The sequence below is a fragment of the Pseudomonas sp. 8BK genome (assembly GCF_902506475.1).
Taxonomy (GTDB): Bacteria; Pseudomonadota; Gammaproteobacteria; order Pseudomonadales; family Pseudomonadaceae; genus Aquipseudomonas; species Aquipseudomonas anguilliseptica.
On the sequence record NZ_LR733252.1, the window covers coordinates 731306 to 747049 of the forward strand.

A 15744-nucleotide genomic window follows, 5' to 3' on the forward strand; every position below is an offset into this window, starting at 1 on the left:
AGTCCATACGCATTCTGCATAGCTCCGACTGGCACCTCGGCCAGCACTTTATGGGCAAGACCCGCCAGGCCGAGCACCAGGCCTTTTGCGCCTGGCTGATTGAGCAGGTGCGCACCTATGCAATCGATGCCGTGCTGATTGCCGGCGATATCTTCGACACCGGCGCGCCGCCCAGCTATGCCCGCGAGCAGTACAACCGCTTTATCGTCGAGTTGCGTGGCACCGGCTGCGAGCTGGTGGTGCTCGGCGGTAACCATGATTCGGTGGCCATGCTCGGCGAGAGCAAGACCCTGCTGGCGCAATTGGGTACGCGGGTGATTCCCGGCGTCTGCGAGCAGCTGGATGAACAGCTGCTGGTGCTGCATCGGCGCGATGGTTCGCCCGGGGCGGTGCTCTGCGGTATTCCCTTTATCCGCCCGCGCGATGTGCTGCACAGCCAGGCCGGACAGAGTGCCCAGGACAAGCAGCAGTCCCTGCAGCAGGCGATCCAACAGCACTACCAGGCGCTCTATGCCCTGGCCGAGGCCAAGCGTGCCGAGCTGGGCGGCGAGCTGCCGATTATCGCCACGGGGCATCTCACCACTGTGGGCGCCAGCGCCAGCGATTCGGTGCGTGAAATTTATGTCGGCAGCCTGGAGGCCTTTCCCACCAGCGCCTTTCCGCCTGCGGCCTATATCGCCCTGGGGCATATCCATCGGCCGCAGAAGGTCGGCGGTCTGGAGCATATCCGCTACTGCGGCTCGCCGATTGCGCTGAGTTTCGATGAGGCTAAGCAGCAGAAAGAAGTGCTGCTGGTGGAGCTGGATAGCAGCGGCTTGCGGCAGATCAGCGCGCTGCCGGTGCCGCGTTTTCAGCCGTTGCTGTCGTTGTGCGGCTCGCTTAAAGAGCTGGAAACCGCCATTCAGGATGCGTCTAAACAGGGCAGCACCGAGCAGCCGGTATGGCTGGAAGTGTTGGTCGGCAGCGACGATTACCTGAGCGACTTGCAGCTGCGTATCGCTGCGCTGTGTGAGGGGCTACCGGTGGAAGTGCTGCGCATTCGCCGCGAGCGTGGCAATGCAGTGGCCGGCCTGCAGGGCCAGGCCAAAGAAACCCTGGATGAGCTAAGTGTTGAGGATGTGTTCGCCCAACGCCTAAGCAGCGAAAGCCTGGACGACGCCGAGCAACAGCGTCTGCTTGGGCTGTATCAGCAGGTGGTCAGTGAGCTGCGCGAGGGCGAGGCATGAGGATCCTTAGCCTGCGTCTGAAAAACCTTAATTCGCTGAAAGGCGAGTGGAAGATCGAATTTCGCGCCGAACCCTTCAAGGACAACGGCCTGTTTGCCATCACCGGGCCGACCGGGGCGGGCAAGACCACGCTGCTCGACGCCATCTGCCTGGCCCTGTATCACCGCACGCCGCGCATGAGTACGGTGTCGGCCAGTGCCAATGAACTGATGAGCCGGCACACCGCCGACTGTCTGGCCGAGGTCGAGTTCGAGGTCAAGGGCGTTGGCTATCGCGCCTTCTGGAGCCAGCGCCGCGCCCGCGACAAGGCTGATGGCGCGCTGCAAGCGCCCAAGGTCGAACTGGCCGAAGCCAGCGGGCAGATCGTCACCGACAAGATCAACGAAAAACTGCGCGAAACCGAGCGCCTCACGGGCCTGGATTTCGAGCGCTTTACCAAGTCCATGCTGCTGGCCCAGGGCGGTTTCGCCGCCTTTCTCGAAGCGGGTGCCAACCAGCGCGCCGAGCTGCTGGAAGAGCTGACCGGCACCGATATCTACGGGCAGATATCCCAGCGGGTGTTTGAGCAGACCCGCGAGGTAAAAAACTCACTCGACCAGCTACGTGCCAGGGCCGAAGGGGTGGAGCTGCTTAATGCGGAGCAGCGCCAGGCACTGCAGGATGAAGTCACGCAACTGGCTGAGCAGGAAGTGTTGCTCAACGGCCAGCAACAGAGTTGCCAGCAGCAACGCCAACATGTTCTCGACCTGAGCAAGGCGCATAGTCAGCATCAACAGGCCCAGGCCCAAGAACAGCAGGCGCAACACGCCTGGCAGGATGCACAAGTGCAATTGCAGCAGCTTGCAGACTGCGCGCCGGCACTGCGTCTGCAGCCCGCTCATCAGGCCTGGCAGCAGGCCCAGCAACTGTTGGCGCAACGGCAGGATGAGTTGAACAACATCACCATTGCCCAGCAGCAGGCCACCGAGCAGATGGCCCAGCAACTGTGGCTGGCCAGTCAGTTCAGCCAGCAGTTGGTAGCGCTCAGGCAGTTGCGTATTGGCCAGCTCGTTAACCAGCAGCAGAGCGTGCAGGCGCAGTTGGCGCAGCACCCGCAGCGCGCTCAGTTGGGTGTGCAACTGGGTATCTGGCGTGAGCAACTGACTGCGCGGCAGCAGTTGGGCAACGCTGTCACCGAGCAGTTGAATAGGCAGCAGCAAGAGCAGGCTGATGCGGCGCAGTTGGCGCAGCAGATACAGAGCCTGCAGGCCCAGTTGCAGCAGGCCGAGGCGGCACTGCTGGTTGCAGAGGCCCGTGAGCGTGAGCAGCAAGCGGCGCTTGAGCAACTGCTGGCCGGGGAAGCCGAAGCCGTCTTGCGTGAGCACTGGCAGCGCTTGCTGGAGCAGGGTCACGTGTTGCAGCGTCTGGAGCAGATTGCTCAGCATCGTCAGGAACTGGCCAGGCAGGCCGGGCAACTGAGCGATGCCATGCTGGAGCAGCAACAGCACAAGGCCCAGCAGGAACAGGCGCTGGTCAGCCTGCGCGAGCAGTACCGTGATCTGCAGCAGCAGGTGCGCGACAAGGAAACCCTGTTATTGCAGGAACAGCGCATTCAGGCTCTGGAGCAATACCGCGCCCAGCTACAGCCTGAGCAGGCCTGCCCGCTGTGTGGCTCCCAGGAGCATCCGGCCGTGGCGGCTTACCAGGCGCTGGACAGCTCGGCCACGCTCTCTGCGCTGGAACTCAAGCGCGAGCAGTTGAAAGCCCTGGGCGAGCAGGGCGAAGGCCTGCGCAGCACTGTCGCCACCTTGAATGAACGTATCGAGCAGCAACAGGTGCAGGTGCAGCGGGTCGAGCAGGAACGTCAGCAGCAGGCCGTTCTCTGGCAGCAACAAACCGAACTACTGGGCCAGCAACTGGCGGGCGCCGCCGCGCTCAAGGCTGCCATGCAGACCCATGCAGAACAGGCGCAGCAGTTGCAGGTGCGCCTGAGCCAGCTTGAAGAATGTAAGGTCGCTCTGGATAGCGCCCGTACCGCCAACCAGCAGGTGCAGGGTAGCCTGCAACAGCAGCGCACCGAGCAGGCAGTGCTGCTCAGCAAACAGGAGCAGCAACAGCGTCAGCAGCAAGACATCGCCAAGCAGTTGCAACATCTGCAGCAACAGCAGCAACAGCAGCAGGAGCAACTGGGCGCAGCCTTGGCGCAATTCGGTTACAGCCTGCCGGAGCAAGGTGATAGCTGGCTGCAGCAGCGCGAGGAGGAATGGGCGCAGTGGCAGCAGCATCAGCAGCAACTGGCGGAGCTGCAGGAGCGTCTGCGTGATGAACTGCATGGTCTGAGCAGCAGCCAGGAAGTAGCCGACCTCTGGCAGCAGCGGTTACATCAGCAGCCGTTGCCTGCCTTGCCGGAGCTGCCGCAGGTGGCGGATGCCCGCGAACGTCTGGCGGCTGCGCAGCAGGGCTACGACGACGCTGTGCAAGCACTAAGTAGCTGGCAGGGCAAACAGCAGACCCACAATGAACTGCTCAGCCAGGCGCAGGCGGGTCTGCATCGGCAACAGCAAGCCTGGATCGACGCGCTGGCCCTCAGCCCCTTTGCCGATGAAGCCAGCTACCAGGTGGCGCTGCTTGATCCTGAGCAGCAGGCGCAACTGACAGCCCTCAAGCAGCGTGTGGACAAGGCGCTGGCCGAAGCCCAGGCACTGATGCTGTCCAGCACTCGGCATCTTGAGCAATTGCAGGCGCTACCGCACAGCGTGCTGAGCCTTGAGCAGCTTGATGAACAGTTGCAGTCTCTCAACGCTCAGCTGAAAACCCTGAGTGAGCGCCAGGGCGAGATCCGCGCCCAACTGCAGGGTGACGACGCTCGCAGGCAGGGCCAGCAGAGCCTGTTTGCCGAGATCCAAGCCAAGCAGGGCGAATACGATCTATGGCAGCAGCTCAACAGCCTGATCGGCTCGGCCGATGGCGCCAAATACCGCAAGTTTGCCCAGGGCCTGACCCTCGATCATCTGGTCTACCTGGCCAATCAGCAGCTCGAACGTTTGCATGGCCGCTACCAGTTGGCGCGGCGCAGCAGCGGCGAGTTGGAGCTGGAGGTGATCGACACCTGGCAGGCCGATGCGGCGCGCGACACCAAGACCTTGTCCGGCGGCGAGAGCTTTCTGGTCAGTCTGGCCCTGGCCCTGGCGCTGTCCGATCTGGTCAGCCACAAGACCAGCATCGACTCGCTGTTTCTCGACGAAGGCTTCGGCACGTTGGACGGTGAAACCCTGGAGGTCGCTCTGGACGCCTTGGATAACCTCAATGCCAGCGGCAAAATGATCGGTGTGATCAGCCACGTCGAGGCGCTCAAGGAACGCATCCCGGTGCAGCTGAAAGTGCACAAGGGCGTCGGCATGGGTTATAGCGGCCTGGATAAGCGCTTTGCGGTGAATGCACGGGACAATTGATCTGCGCCAGCGTTGCTTGGGCTATGCCTACCTATACTGAAACCTAGGAGCCTGTCGGACTTAACACTGTTCTACTGTGGCAAAGCCGGATTTGGTCATTTTTGCTGCTTTCCCTCGTTAAATAGCCAGCTATTCGCCTCGGAAAACCAGCAAAACTGCCTCAAGCCGGGCTTTCCCTCGCTACGAACGGTTAAGTCCGACAGGCTCCTAGCGCGCAGGAAGCCGCACTCGCCCTCAGGGAACGACGCTTTCACTGTCTCGGAGCATTGCCTTGGCCAAGCTGTTGATCTGCCTGCTGTGCTGCTGTTGTCTGGTTGTTGAGGCCCATGCGGCCCCACGTTCGGCCGATGCCTTGATCCTCTGTTATGAGGATCAAAACTCCTACCCCTGGGTAATGACCGATGGCAGCGGGCTCAACCTGCAGCTGCTACGGCTGGTCGACGAGAGCTTGCCGCTGCAGTTCAGCTTCGTTGCCGTGCCCTGGAAGCGCTGTTTGTCTGGCATGGCTCAAGGCACCTATGACGGCGCTTTTGCCTCCAGCTTCAAGGAGGAGCGTCTGCTTCTCGGCCGTTACCCGCAGGATGCCGATGGCCGCCTGGATGAGCGCAAACGGCTGCACACCTCGATCTACGCCCTGTACCGGCGTAAGGGCAGCCCTGTGAGCTGGAACGGCGAAGAGTTTCGCCAGTTGCAGGGGCGGGTTGGCTCCCTGAGCGGCTTTTCGATTGTCGACTTTATTCGCGCCCAGGGCGCCGAGGTTGATGAAACCAGCCGTGATCCGCTGGCGCTGTTGCAGATGCTTAGCCATAAGCGCATCGAAGCGGCGGCGCTGCAGAGCCTGCGCGGCGACTTTGTGCTGCAGAGCAATCCTGAGCTGGCGGCGCGGCTGGAAAAGGTCAAGCTGCCGCTGGAAGAGAAGGCTTACTACCTGATGCTGTCCAACGCCTATGTGGCGGCTAACCCTGCGTATGCCGCGCGTATCTGGGATGAAATTGAGCGTCAGCGCGAGTCGGTGACGTATCGGCAGCAGGTGCGGGATTTTCTGGCACGCTCTCAGCCCTGAGTCGGTTAATGCTTGGAGCCTGTTAAGGGCAGGCGCATGATCGTGCTTCGCCTCGATGAGTATTGCCGCATGGCTAAGCCTCCCGCCGCTCCACCGTCTGCCTCTGCGCTTGGGCGCTTTCTGACCTTGGCCGGTACGGCCACGCGCATCGGCGGCAGCGTGCTGGGGCAGCGTCTGCGTCCTGGGCGCAGCGGGATTGATTGGCAGCCGGTGGGCGATCTGCTCACGGATGTGCTGGGCGAGATGAAAGGCCCGGTGCTCAAGCTGGGGCAAATGGCCTCACAGTGGCAGGGTGTGCTGCCTGAGCCGGTGGCTCTGGCACTGGCCTCGTTGCAGAACCGTGTGCCGGCCTTGCCCTTCAGCGCGCTGCGCGAACACCTGCAACAGGTGTATGGCGCGGACCTCGGGCAGTTTTTCCAGCAGATCGACGAGCAACCCTTTGCCGCCGCCTCCTTGGGCCAGGTGCATCGCGCGATAGCGGCAGATGGCCGGGCGCTGGTGCTGAAAGTGCAATACCCGGGTATCGCCGAGATCTGCCAGGCGGATCTGCGCCAGCTGCGTCGTTTGTTGCCGCTGGGGCGCTTGTTCCGCGCGCCTGCCGAACAGCTGGAAGGCTTGTACCAGGAACTGGCAGCGGTGATCGCAGCTGAGCTGGATTACCCGACGGAGATGCGCCGTCTGCAGGACTTTCGCGCGTATTTCTCCGATTGGCCGGGCTTGCGTCTGCCGCAGCCGCAGGAAGATCTGTGCCGCCCCGGTGTACTGGCGCTAAGCGAGGAGGCCGGCTTGCCGTTTGCCGAGGTTAGCCGGGCCAGTGCCGAAGTGCGTGAGCGTCTGGCCCTGACCCTGGTGCGCTGGCTGAGTGCCCAGGCCTTTGAGCTGGGCCTGCTGCATGCCGATCCGCATCCGGGCAATTTCGCCTACACCGCAGCCGGAGAGCTGGTGGTGTATGACTTCGGCTGTGTGCGGGCGCTGCCCGCGCCGTTACTGGCGGCCTATGTGCAAACTTACAAGGCGTTGCAGGCCCGCGACGGCGAGCAGTTGGAAAAGGCCTTCCAGGCGCTCGGTACACGCCAGCCGCAATCCACCACGCCCTATGGCTTGTACCGTCAGCTGCATGGCTTGCTCGGGCCGCTGTTGCAGCCAGGCGTGCACTGGGACTTTGCTGCCACGCCGCTGCATGAGCAGGTGCAGCGGCTGTTGCCCGATGTGCTGGGCGCATTGGGCAGCCTACAACCCGCACCGGCCACCTTGCTGGTCAATCGCACGCTGGAAGGGCATTACTGGAACCTCAGCCGCCTCGGTGTCGCGCTGCCGGTGGCCGATCTGTTGCAGGTACAGCTGGCCGGGCGTTAGCGCATGCTGGTAACGGGTATGGCCTGGCCGTTTTCGATGCGGGTCAGGAAGACTGCGTTGGAGCCCTGGTGCTGGCGGCGTGAGAATGCCACCTTGAAACCGCCGAGGTCTGTGTCGAGGTGTTCCAGTGCATCGAGAAACGTCTCGCGTGTAGGCTCAGCGCCGGCTTTGCGCAATGCCTGAGTAAACACCGCAGCGCCGATATAACCCTCCAGCGAAGCATGGTCAAAATCGCCGGGCTGCATATCGGCCTGATAGGCGCGCACCAGCGCCAGCGAGCTGTCGTCAGGTGAGGGCACCACCTGGGATATATAAACCCCATCGCCGTCACTGCCGATCTCACGGATAAACCCCTCGGTGCCGATAAACGACACGCTGACAAAGCGTGTATTGAAGCCCAGCGCTTTCGCCTGTTTGATCGAGGCCGCCAGTTGCCTGTAAGTGCCGACAAAGAACACCGCTTCCGGCTGGGTGCGCTGCAGGGCCTTGATGGCCTCGGCCACGTCCAGCGAGTTGCGCTGGATACGCGCCTGCGCATGAATTTTCAGCTCGCGCTTGACCAGCGCGCCGTTGAGTCCGCCCTTGACCGACTCACCGAAGGAGTCGTCCTGCATCAGGATGGCGATCTTGCTCAGCTTGAGGTCCTGGGTCATGCGCTCGACCAGTTGCTCGGTTTCCTCAATGTAGGACGCGCGAATATTGAATACCCCGGGTTTGGCCGGTGTACGCAGAAACTCGGCGCCGGTAAAGGGGAACAGGTAAGGCACTTGCGCGCGCAGCGCCAGCGGCACGGCGGCGCGTGAGGTGGGCGTGCCGACATAGCCGAGCAGGGCGAACACCTGCTGGGTTTGCAACAGGCTGCGGGTATGCGCGGCGGTTTGGCTGGGCTCATAGCCATCGTCCCGGCTGAGCAAGTGGATACGTCTGCCATGTACCCCGCCTTCGGCGTTGACGCGTTTGAAGTAGGCCTGAGCGCCATTGAGCATGCCCAGACCCAGGGCTGCCGCCGGGCCGCTCTGTGCGTTGACCATGCCGATCCGCACTTCATCCGTGCTCAGGCCGGGCTCCGCTGCGCTGGCAAAACCCGGTATCAGCAGGCAGCTGATCACCAGGCCACGCAGCAGCTGTCGAGAGGTCATCGATACGCTCCTTGCCATGATCGCGGGCCACTGTAGGGTCCGCTCGTCCATTTTTTCTTATTCTGGGTGTGCATGTGATTCTCTAAAACACTCTAGTCAGTTGTGCATAAAAGACCGGCTTTTACTCGTCTGTGGGTGATGCTGACGGCACCTGCTGGTACTTGCCTTGCTGTAGATCATCGAAATAACGCTGATAACGGCCACTGTCACGGTAGAGCTGCAGGCGCTTATTGAAGCGATCGAGCAGCGCCGGACTGCCTTCCAGGTTTTTCGGCAGCATCAGGTAGCTCAGATTGACCAGCAGCGGCTTCGGGTGATGGGTGATCTTGGCCTGATCTGCCGCGCTGAAGTGGCTGCGCAGGGCGGCGTAACCGACGTTCATCTCCTGCGGGTAGAGCACCACGCGCTCCTTGAGCAGCTTCTCGAAGTTCTGCTGGTCGTTTGAAACGCGCTCGATCTTCACCTTGTTCTCGGCGAGAAAGGCATCGAACTGTGGGCCGTAGCTGTATTCCAGGCCGCCGCCGAGGGTCATGCCGGTGAGGTCGTCAAAGCGTTGCCAGTCAAAGGGTAGGCTTTTCAGGTGAAAGAACACGAACTGTTCATCGAGCAATGGCGCGCTGAACAGAAAGTCCGCCTCGCGCTCGGTCTTGTGCATCCATACCGCAGTGCCGTCAAAGCGGCCTGCAGCCGCGGCTGCATAGGCCCGTGGCCAGGGTAGAAACTGGAACGTGACGCGATAGCCCTCATCGGCGAGCAGGTCGCTGATCAGGTGGGCAATCACCCCGTTGTGTTGTAAGTCGCTGGACAAATAAGGCGGCCAGTCGCCAACGCTGATCTTCAGTTCTGGCTGTTCGCTGGATTGCGCGGGCAGCCCCAGCAGCAGGCAGAACGCGACGAACAGGTTTTTCCACTTCATTAAAGCCCCTTAGTGACAACCGGGAATATCGCCTGCATGTATTTATGGCCTAGTAATACCACTGCGCAGACGCAGATAAAACGCCATTAATACTTCATTAAAACGTCATCGTGCGGGTGAAGACTGCTGCGGATTTGTTCAATCCCCATGTTTCTGCATAAGGATAGTTGCTGTGCTGCGAATCCCTACACTTTGCGCGCTGTTTGCCCTGGCTCCATTGGCCTCTGCTCTTGAGCTTAAACCCCTGGCGCTGTACGAGAGCGGCTTCGCTGCCGGCACTGAAATTGTCAGCGCGCAGGTTTCGAGCATGCGCGTGATTGTGTCCAATAGCGCCGAAGGCTTGGTCGATGTGCTGCAGCTGGATGCGGCCAAGGGGCTCAAGCGCATTGCCCGGCATAACCTGGTGGCAGCCGGCACGGGGGAAATCACCTCGGTAATTTTCCACCCCAGCGAAGACCTGTTTGCCGTGTGTATTCGCAATAGCGATGGCCTGAAAAACGGTCGTGTCGAGTTGCGTTCGGTGGCCGATGGCAAGCTACTTAATACCGTTGAAATTGGTATCTGGCCTGACAGCCTGGCGTTTTCGCCCAATGGCGACTTCATCGTGGTGGCCAACGAAGGTGAAGGCTATGTGCGTGACGGCGAGGGTTTTCGCAGCGGTGAAGGCTCGATCAGTCTGATCGACCTGAGTGGCGGCGTGGCGGCGGCCAAGCACAGCCTGATCACCCTGCCGGACCTGAAAGATGTTGAGGGCGCGACCCAGGCTGAGCACAAGCGTCTGCTGGAGCGGGTGATCGACGGCGAAGAGTTGAAAGTGCCGTTCGGCACCAGCCCCGAGCATATCGAGCCGGAATACGTGACCTTCAGCCCGGACGGTGCGCGTGCCTACGTCAGCCTGCAAGAGAACAACGCGATTGCGGTGGTTGATGTGCTGCAAGGCAAGCTGGACAAGGTGTTTGGTCTGGGTACCGTGCGCCATGCCGCGGATATCGTCGATGACGGAAAATACACCCCGGCGGCCGAGCTGTTTGCCCTGCGCGAGCCGGATGCCCTGGCGGTGAGCGCCGATGGCCGTTACCTGGTTAGCGCCGACGAAGGTGATACCGACCCGAAAATCGCCAAGACCAAGGCTGGCCTGCCCAGCGGTGGTGGACGCACTGTCAGTGTGTTCGATGCCATGAGCGGCAAGCTGCTCGGTGATACCGGCAGCCAGCTGGATGATATGGCCGCTCAGGCTGGTGTTTACCCGGATGCACGCAGTCCCAACAAGGGCAGCGAGCCGGAAGGTGTGGTGAGTTTCGATGCCTTCGGCAAACGTCTGGCGGTGGCGACCCTGGAGCGCGCCGATGCCCTGGCCCTGATCGACCTTGACCAGGCCGAGCAACCTAAGGTGTTGCAGGTCGTGGGTGCCGGTGAAGGCGCAGGCTCCGGCAACCTGGCGCCGGAAGGGTTGGCTCATGTTGAGCGTGAGGGGCGGCATTTCCTGGTCACCGGCCTGGAGAAGAGCGGCAACGTGGCGGTGTTCGAATTGCTCAAGTAATACGCCTGTTGTGGTCAGGCGCGCTGCCTGCGTCTGCCCGAGTAGCAAACAAGCCGGCCGTCGCGCCGGCTTTTTATGGGCTGCCATCCGCGGCGGCCACCCTTCGGGCCGTCGTTGCGCGGTGTTGAAAATTGCGCTTGGCGCTTTTTTCTTTGCGGCCAGTTCCCCGTCAGCCTCACGCCCTTTAGAGTGCTGCAGCGCAATCGCGCGGGCATGAGGGGATGGCTGGCATGACCGTTTGGGTCGTATCGATTCTGTTTGTATTGACCTACCTGGGCATGGCCGCAGGGGGCATCCGTGGCCTGCGCGTTGATCGCAGCTGGATTGCCGGCTGCGCGGCGGTGTTGTTGCTGGTCAGTGGTGCGCAGACACCCAGCGAGGCAGCCAGCCATCTGGATGCCGGCGCGCTGTTGCTGCTGTTGGCGCTGATGCTGATCAGTGCGCAGTTCGACTTCTCTGGTGTGTACGCCTGGCTTAACCAGCAACTCAGCCACTATGCCGAGCAGCCGGTGCTGTTGCTGCTGGGGGTGGTCCTGTTGGGCGGTGTGCTGTCGGCGTTGCTGGTCAATGATATCGTCGCCTTCGCTCTGACTCCGCTGCTGTGCCACAGCCTGCTGGCCCGTGGCCTCGACCCGCGGCCGTTTCTCCTGGCATTGGCGCTGTCGTGCAATGCCGGCTCCAGCGCCAGCCTGATCGGTAATCCGCAGAACATCCTGATTGGCCAGGCTGGTGGCCTGGATTTCTGGTCCTACACCTGGATTGCCGGCCCACCGGCACTGGCGGCGTTAGCCATCACCTATGCGGTGATCTGGCTGCAGTGGCGCAAACGCTGGGGTACGGCCAAGCCGGCGGTGCAGGCGGAAACCCCGGTGCAGCACATTTATGGCGCGCGCAGTTACCTGAAACCGCTGCTGGCCAGCCTGGTGCTGCTCGGGCTGTTTTCCACCAGCATGCCGCGGGAGATTTCCGCCCTGTTGATTGCGGTGCTGGTGATGCTGTCGCGGCGGGTGGACAGCCGCGACTATGTGCAGAAGGTCGACTGGAACCTGTTGCTGCTGTTTGCCGGGTTGTTCACCGTGACGGGCGCGGCGATGGGCCTGCCGCAGGTCGCCGCTCTGGCCGGCAATCTGGCCGATTTGGGCCTGTTACCCCATGGGGTGATCACCCTGGCGAGCTTGTCGCTGCTGGCCGGCAACCTGATTGGCAATGTGCCCTATGTGATGTTGCTGTTGGGCGTGTTGCCGGAGGCCGGCGAGGCCTTGCTGGTGGGCTTGGCGATCATGTCGACGCTGGCCGGCAACCTGCTGCTGATCGGCAGCGTGGTGAATCTGATCGTCGCCGAAAGCGCGCGGCGTCAGGGCGTGCCGCTGAGTTTTATCGATTTTGCCCGCAGCGGCGTGCCGGTAACCCTGCTAAGCATGGGCGTGGCTGGGCTATGGCTGGCATTGGGCGGCTGGCTGCCCTGGTAGATGGGATATGGCCGTTACGTGTAACTGGTAGGTTGGTGCTGAGCGCAGCGAAGTCCAACGTGTACCGGCATACCCTGTTGGGCTTCGTCGCGTTGCTCCTCAACCCAACCTACGTTCGCCGTGCCATCGCATTGCCAGCCTACGACCAGCGGGCTTTGCGCCAGGCCTGCTGCTGTTCCGCCGTCTGAAAGGTCCAGGCAACAAAGCGGCTCTGCTTCTGCCCCTGAGCCATCTCCACAGTCTGCACCTGTAGCGCGCCGGCCTTCTTCAGTGCGCTGTATACGCCCGGCAGGTTACCGGCCTTGGAAATCAGGCTGCTGAACCACAGTACCTGCTGGCCAATCTCGGCGCTTTCCTTGACCAGTTGGCTGACAAACGCCGCTTCACCGCCCTTGCACCACAACTCTGCCGCCTGACCGCCGAAGTTCAGCACTGGCAGTTTGCGTTTGGGGTCGAGCTTGCCGAGGTTGCGCCATTTGCGTTTGCTGCCGCTGCTGGCTTCTTCCGCACTGGCATGGAAGGGCGGGTTGCACAGCGTCAGGTCGAAACGCTCTTCGGCTTGCAGCAAACCCTGGAAGATACGTGCGCTGTCGCGCTGCTGGCGCAACTCAATCGCCTCACTCAAACCCGGATTGGCCTGCACGATGGTTTTGGCCGAGGCGATGGCGCTGGCGGCGATGTCCGAGCCGAGAAACTGCCAGGCGTATTCGCGGTGACCCAGCAGCGGGTAGATGCAGTTGGCCCCGACGCCAATATCCAGCGCACGCACCCTGGCCCCGCGTGGGATCTCGCCGCCATTGCTGGCGGCCAGCAGGTCGGCCAGACAATGCAGGTAATCGGCACGCCCCGGAATTGGCGGGCATAGATAGTCCGCCGGAATATCCCAGTGCGTGATGCCATAGAACTGCTTGAGCAGCGCACGATTGAACACCTTGACCGCCGCCGGGTTGGCGAAGTCGATGCTCTCCTTGCCATAGGGGTTGATGATCACGAAGGCCGCCAGCTCCGGGCTGGCCTTGATCAGCGCGGGAAAGTCATAACGGCCCTGGTGGCGATTGCGTGGGTGCAACTGGCCCTTGGTCGCATCGGCCGGGCTGGCCACAGGTTTACTGGGCGCAGTGCGCGGTGCGGCAGGTTTACGGCTGGGACGTTTCGGCGGCAAGGACATGGCAGGCGAATCTAAGGCTTGGGGCGCGGGATTTTCCCACAGCTGGGCGCAGGTTGCTTGCTGACTGGAGGTAAACGCTGAAGGTCGGCCCTAGTGGGCAATATTGAGCAGCATGGCCAGGTAGTCGAAGAACACGCAGTACAAGGCAATGGGTAGCGGCAGGCCGAGCAGGGTGCCGAGCAGGTAGATGCGAAAGCGCACGCCAGATAAGGCTAGCGCGTAGTTCAACGCCGGCACGGTCTGAAACAGTATGCGCAGACTGATGATGCTGGCCAGTGGGTGGCGATCAAGGCCGTTTAACAGACGTTGCGCCAGTGGGTTGTCCAGCTCACGCAGGGCGTTTCCGCCCAGATAGCGAATGGCGATGTAGGTGACGGTGCAGGACACGCAGGCCGCGATATAGGTGACGACGCCGCCATATACCCGTCCCAGGGCCAGCACCGCAGCGGCGAGAAATACCCAGCCGGGAATCTGGATCAGATTGCCCAGAGCAAATAGCAGGGTAAACAACAGCAGGCCGACGACCGGGTGCATCAGGAGCAGCGCCTGCAAGGCGTCGAGGTTGAACTGCGCGCGTATGCCCAGGGTTTCGAACAGCACGAACAGGCCCAGCAGGAACAGGATGACCAGCAGCAGGCGGGAGGAACTGCGCATGACGGCCTCGTGGCTTCAGGGGTAGCCGAGTACGGCTTTTATCTGCGCCAGGTTGGCGGCAATCCACTGTGGATTGATCGCGCCCCAGTCACGAATCTCATAGTGCCCGGCGTTATTACGCTCACCGCTTTGCTGGGCGAAGGCGCAATCGATATCCAGCTCGGCCAGGGCGTTCAAGGTGTCCTGGGCGGTGCGCCGGGGCATGCCGGTGGCGTCCATCAATGTAGGCACGTTGGTGGCGGTGCCGCTGTCGATCAGCCAGGCCACGTACAGACGGCGGTAGAAACTGCTGCGGGTTTTGCTGACATCCATGGGCATATACCTGGCGTGATGCAGTGCGCCGGAGGCGCACGGCCTGATTGACGGTCAGCTCAGGGTGGCAATCGCGATATAGGTCGCGGCTCCTGAAATGTAGCCGAGGAAGGCCAGCAGGCTGATCTTCTTCAGGTACCAGATAAAGTTGATCTTCTCCATGCCCATCGCCGCAACGCCGGCCGCCGAGCCGATGATCAGGCAGCTGCCGCCGGTGCCTGCGCAGTAGGCCAGCATTTCCCAGAAGGTGCCGTTGACCTGGAAGTTGTTCAGCCAGGCGGTGTCAGCACCGGCCAGTGCCAGCGCCTCTGGGGTGACCAGTGGGTACATCTTCATGGCGCCGGCTACCAGCGGCACGTTATCGACCACCGACGACAGCAGGCCGATAGCGATATTGATCGCATACACATTACCCAGGCTTTCACGCAGCGCGACGGCGACCTGGGTCAGGTGGCCGGCGGTGGCCAGGCTGGAGACCGCCAGTAGGATGCCCAGGAAGAACAGTACGCTGGTGGTATCGATGCGCCGCAGGACGCCAACCACCGACAGCGGGTGCTTGTCTTCGTCGTTCTTGCCGCGGTGAATCACCTCGGTAACCACCCAGAGCACGCCCAGGCCGAAGAGGATGCCCATATAGGGCGGCAGGTGGGTCACGGTCTTGAAGATCGGCACAAACACCAGTGCGCCGATGCCGAGGATAAATACCAGATTGCGTTCGAACGGTGTGGTCGGGTCGCGACGTTCCTCATCCGATTCGCTGAGCTGCGGGCGCTGGATTTCGCCCTTCATGACCATGCTCAGTACCAGCAGCGGCACCAGCAGACAGACCACACTGGGGATAAACAGATTGGCGATGATGCCACTGGTGGTGACCTGGTTGCCGATCCACAGCATGGTGGTGGTCACGTCACCGATGGGTGACCAGGCACCACCGGAGTTGGCCGCGATGACCACGATACCGACGTAGAACCAGCGCTCTTTCTGGTCAGCCACCAGTTTGCGCAGCAGCGAAACCATGACGATGGTGGTGGTCAGGTTGTCCAGTACGGCCGAGAGGAAGAAGGTGATCAGCGCCACCACCCAGAGCAGGGTGACGCGCTTGTTGGTACGAATACGGTCGGTGATGACCTTGAAACCTTCATGGGCATCGATCAGCTCGACGATGGTCATGGCCCCCATGAGGAAGAACAGTATCTCGGAAATTTCACCCAGATGATGGCGCAGCTCTTCGGTGACGTGATGGTCATTACCACTGGCGCCGGCGGTAGCGGCGCCGATCAACGGCAGGATGCTGTCCGCACCCAGTACCAGCAGGGTCCAGCAGATCACCGCGGTGAGGATGGCTGACGCGGCTTTATCGATTTTCAGCGGGTGTTCGAGAGCGATGCACAGGTAACCGAGGACAAAGATCAATGCCATCAACGCATACATGGTCAGAATTCCATTTGCAGGGCTTTTTTATTGAATTAG

Annotated in this window: 12 protein-coding genes; 6 read left to right on the plus strand and 6 right to left on the minus strand. The window is 61.7% G+C overall.

Going from position 1 to position 15744, the window contains the following annotated elements; translation table 11 throughout:
• Positions 1 to 5 precede the first annotated feature (5 nt).
• The 4 genes from sbcD (at position 6) to ACIN8IBEIGE_RS03280 (ending at position 7076) form a co-directional block, all read left to right on the plus strand.
• Entirely contained in the window at positions 6 to 1226 is a 1221-nt protein-coding gene (gene sbcD / locus ACIN8IBEIGE_RS03265) for an exonuclease subunit SbcD (RefSeq protein WP_160016293.1), read from the plus strand.
• Positions 1223 to 4657 carry an SbcC/MukB-like Walker B domain-containing protein gene (locus ACIN8IBEIGE_RS03270; protein ID WP_160013400.1) on the plus strand — a complete coding sequence of 1145 codons (3435 nt, stop codon included), beginning with the start codon at positions 1223 to 1225 and terminating at the stop codon, positions 4655 to 4657. Before sbcD ends, ACIN8IBEIGE_RS03270 begins: the two co-directional genes overlap by 4 nt.
• 271 nt (positions 4658 to 4928) lie before the next feature.
• Positions 4929 to 5720, plus strand: coding sequence for an ABC transporter substrate-binding protein (locus tag ACIN8IBEIGE_RS03275; protein ID WP_178124321.1), 792 nt, complete (start codon positions 4929 to 4931; stop codon positions 5718 to 5720).
• Between the two features lie 69 nt (positions 5721 to 5789).
• Positions 5790 to 7076, plus strand: coding sequence for an AarF/ABC1/UbiB kinase family protein (locus ACIN8IBEIGE_RS03280; protein WP_160013401.1), 1287 nt, complete (start codon positions 5790 to 5792; stop codon positions 7074 to 7076).
• Here ACIN8IBEIGE_RS03280 and ACIN8IBEIGE_RS03285 read toward each other — a convergent pair.
• Both ACIN8IBEIGE_RS03285 and ACIN8IBEIGE_RS03290 read right to left on the minus strand, forming a co-directional pair.
• A complete protein-coding gene (locus tag ACIN8IBEIGE_RS03285; RefSeq protein ID WP_160013402.1) occupies positions 7073 to 8215 on the minus strand; it encodes an ABC transporter substrate-binding protein in 1143 nt (380 codons plus the stop codon). The genes ACIN8IBEIGE_RS03280 and ACIN8IBEIGE_RS03285 overlap by 4 nt on opposite strands.
• 121 nt (positions 8216 to 8336) lie before the next feature.
• Positions 8337 to 9131: an ABC transporter substrate-binding protein gene (locus ACIN8IBEIGE_RS03290; RefSeq protein WP_160013403.1), complete on the minus strand. Its 795-nt coding sequence runs from the start codon at positions 9129 to 9131 to the stop codon at positions 8337 to 8339.
• 172 nt (positions 9132 to 9303) lie between these two features.
• Between ACIN8IBEIGE_RS03290 and ACIN8IBEIGE_RS03295 the strand changes: the two genes are divergently transcribed.
• Together ACIN8IBEIGE_RS03295 and ACIN8IBEIGE_RS03300 are read left to right on the plus strand one after the other, a co-directional pair.
• Entirely contained in the window at positions 9304 to 10671 is a 1368-nt protein-coding gene (locus tag ACIN8IBEIGE_RS03295) for a hypothetical protein (RefSeq protein ID WP_160013404.1), read from the plus strand.
• 230 nt (positions 10672 to 10901) lie between these two features.
• Positions 10902 to 12140 carry an SLC13 family permease gene (locus tag ACIN8IBEIGE_RS03300; RefSeq protein WP_160013405.1) on the plus strand — a complete coding sequence of 413 codons (1239 nt, stop codon included), beginning with the start codon at positions 10902 to 10904 and terminating at the stop codon, positions 12138 to 12140.
• Between the two features lie 139 nt (positions 12141 to 12279).
• Here ACIN8IBEIGE_RS03300 and rlmF read toward each other — a convergent pair whose 3' ends face one another.
• From rlmF to nhaD, 4 genes are all read right to left on the minus strand, one after another.
• The gene (gene rlmF, locus ACIN8IBEIGE_RS03305) at positions 12280 to 13308 is read right to left on the minus strand and encodes a 23S rRNA (adenine(1618)-N(6))-methyltransferase RlmF (protein ID WP_160013406.1); all 1029 of its coding nucleotides are present in this window, start codon (positions 13306 to 13308) and stop codon (positions 12280 to 12282) included.
• A gap of 90 nt (positions 13309 to 13398) precedes the next feature.
• Positions 13399 to 13962 (minus strand): VTT domain-containing protein, encoded by a 564-nt coding sequence (locus ACIN8IBEIGE_RS03310; RefSeq protein ID WP_160013407.1) that lies wholly within the window; start codon positions 13960 to 13962, stop codon positions 13399 to 13401.
• A gap of 15 nt (positions 13963 to 13977) precedes the next feature.
• Positions 13978 to 14274 carry a helix-turn-helix domain-containing protein gene (locus ACIN8IBEIGE_RS03315; protein ID WP_160013408.1) on the minus strand — a complete coding sequence of 99 codons (297 nt, stop codon included), beginning with the start codon at positions 14272 to 14274 and terminating at the stop codon, positions 13978 to 13980.
• A 54-nt stretch (positions 14275 to 14328) separates the two neighbouring features.
• The gene (nhaD, locus tag ACIN8IBEIGE_RS03320) at positions 14329 to 15705 is read right to left on the minus strand and encodes a sodium:proton antiporter NhaD (protein ID WP_160013409.1); all 1377 of its coding nucleotides are present in this window, start codon (positions 15703 to 15705) and stop codon (positions 14329 to 14331) included.
• Between the last annotated feature and the right edge of the window lie 39 nt (positions 15706 to 15744).

Excerpts from the sequence above, each read along its gene's own strand:
- ACIN8IBEIGE_RS03315 (WP_160013408.1), bottom strand. The coding sequence starts at position 14,274 with ATGGATGTCAGCAAAACCCGCAGCAGTTTCTACCGCCGTCTGTACGTG.
- ACIN8IBEIGE_RS03300 (WP_160013405.1), top strand. The coding sequence starts at position 10,902 with ATGACCGTTTGGGTCGTATCGATTCTGTTTGTATTGACCTACCTGGGC.
- nhaD (WP_160013409.1), bottom strand. The coding sequence starts at position 15,705 with ATGTATGCGTTGATGGCATTGATCTTTGTCCTCGGTTACCTGTGCATC.
- rlmF (WP_160013406.1), bottom strand. The coding sequence starts at position 13,308 with ATGTCCTTGCCGCCGAAACGTCCCAGCCGTAAACCTGCCGCACCGCGC.
- ACIN8IBEIGE_RS03290 (WP_160013403.1), bottom strand. The coding sequence starts at position 9,131 with ATGAAGTGGAAAAACCTGTTCGTCGCGTTCTGCCTGCTGCTGGGGCTG.
- ACIN8IBEIGE_RS03270 (WP_160013400.1), top strand. The coding sequence starts at position 1,223 with ATGAGGATCCTTAGCCTGCGTCTGAAAAACCTTAATTCGCTGAAAGGC.
- ACIN8IBEIGE_RS03285 (WP_160013402.1), bottom strand. The coding sequence starts at position 8,215 with ATGACCTCTCGACAGCTGCTGCGTGGCCTGGTGATCAGCTGCCTGCTG.
- ACIN8IBEIGE_RS03310 (WP_160013407.1), bottom strand. The coding sequence starts at position 13,962 with ATGCGCAGTTCCTCCCGCCTGCTGCTGGTCATCCTGTTCCTGCTGGGC.
- ACIN8IBEIGE_RS03280 (WP_160013401.1), top strand. The coding sequence starts at position 5,790 with ATGGCTAAGCCTCCCGCCGCTCCACCGTCTGCCTCTGCGCTTGGGCGC.